This is a genomic window from Armatimonas sp. (assembly GCF_031410135.1).
In the GTDB taxonomy this organism is placed as follows: domain Bacteria; phylum Armatimonadota; class Armatimonadia; order Armatimonadales; family Armatimonadaceae; genus Armatimonas.
Genome location: NZ_JANNYP010000729.1, coordinates 1 through 1,201 on the forward strand (window position 1 = coordinate 1; position 1,201 = coordinate 1,201).

Sequence of the window (1,201 nt, forward strand, 5' to 3'; positions counted from 1 at the left end):
GCAGCGCCCGAAGAAAAAGCTGCGTCTCAGCCGATCCCCTCTCCAAAGTCTCGTGATGGACAAACGCCGTCACATCCAAATCCACGGGATCGGGCTTGGTTGTCACAAAGCTACCCGACACCCAGTACCAGCCCGTCAGCCCATACCCCGCAAGGTACCCACGTAGCCGCTGAAATCCCTGATAAATCTCTCCCCGGCGCTCCGAGCCCGGAAACTCATCAACCAGGCGAGTCCGAAACTCTATCGGTGAGCAGGCGTAGATCCCCGGCTTCAGAACTTGCCACTCATGGCGGGGAATCTTAACCCAAAGGGGAATAAATTCCACCGAGGCAACAGCAGGAGCAGGAGCAGGCTCTGGCTCATCCTCAAAAAGGCTACCAAGTAACGGTTGGGAATCTCGTCGCATTATCTTACGTTTCTACTGCGCTCTAGTTCGACAAACCTATCGCTGATCCCTGCCTGAAACCCTTCATCGCGAGGTGCGAGGGCAGGATGCAAGATCGAGAATTCTGCCCACACGCCATGCTCTCTGGCGAGGGTGTTTTGTTCTGGATATGATAGCAATACCATGACACTGACGATTGAGAACCCCGAGACAGAAGCCCGACTGATTCGCTTTGCCACGTCGCGAGGAATCTCCCCTCTGGAGGCACTCGATGAGCTGCTCGACGAGGTAAAATAGGACGCTGGCCTGATCCATTGGCACGGAAAGAACACAAAACAAAATGAGTGCATTGACCATCACGATTGATTCACCGCCTGATGAGCTGGTTGCCCTCGCGGCCACTCCTGAGGGCATGGCGCAGGTTCGTGCTATCGTCCTTGATGCCTTTGGGATGGGCGACGAGCAGATAGACGAGGAGACTCTCGGAAGGCTGAAGCGTGGCCTCGATGACATCGCTGCTGGGCGCACCGCAAGCTTCGAGGACGCTTACACCCGAGGGCGTGAGGAACTTCTCGCCCGGATGAGTGCTCCACGTGCCTGATTCTGGCGACGAGTACCCTAGCCTCCATCGGTACATGATCCGCTTCTCGAAAGAGGCGGAGGAGAACATGATTGAGGAGGCACATGGCCTCTTCGAGTTCACCGGAGACCAAGCGGCAGGGCTGGCGCTTTATAACGATTTCTACGCCCATGCCGCGACCTTGGCAACGCTCCCCGACCGCCACACGATCCGACGCTCTGAGTCTAAGGTGCTGG

2 protein-coding genes and 1 pseudogene are annotated in these 1,201 nt (G+C 56.9%); 2 read left to right on the forward strand and 1 reads right to left on the reverse strand.

Annotated elements, in window-relative coordinates:
- Nucleotides 1-406 (reverse strand): annotated as a pseudogene (locus RMO15_RS26690) (hypothetical protein); the annotation flags it as partial.
- Nucleotides 407-725: 319 nt separating this feature from the next.
- On the opposite strand from RMO15_RS26690, the gene RMO15_RS26695 reads away from it, so the two are divergent.
- Together RMO15_RS26695 and RMO15_RS26700 are read left to right on the forward strand one after the other, a co-directional pair.
- Nucleotides 726-986, forward strand: a complete 261-nt coding sequence (locus RMO15_RS26695; protein WP_309689773.1) for a hypothetical protein — start codon at nucleotides 726-728, stop codon at nucleotides 984-986.
- Nucleotides 979-1,201, forward strand: a 223-nt coding sequence (locus tag RMO15_RS26700; protein WP_309719989.1) for a hypothetical protein, incomplete at its 3' end; no start/stop codon positions are given. The genes RMO15_RS26695 and RMO15_RS26700, both read left to right, overlap by 8 nt.

Bases quoted from the DNA above. Each gene is read 5' to 3' on its own strand.
- RMO15_RS26695 (WP_309689773.1), top strand. From the start codon at position 726: ATGAGTGCATTGACCATCACGATTGATTCACCGCCTGATGAGCTGGTT.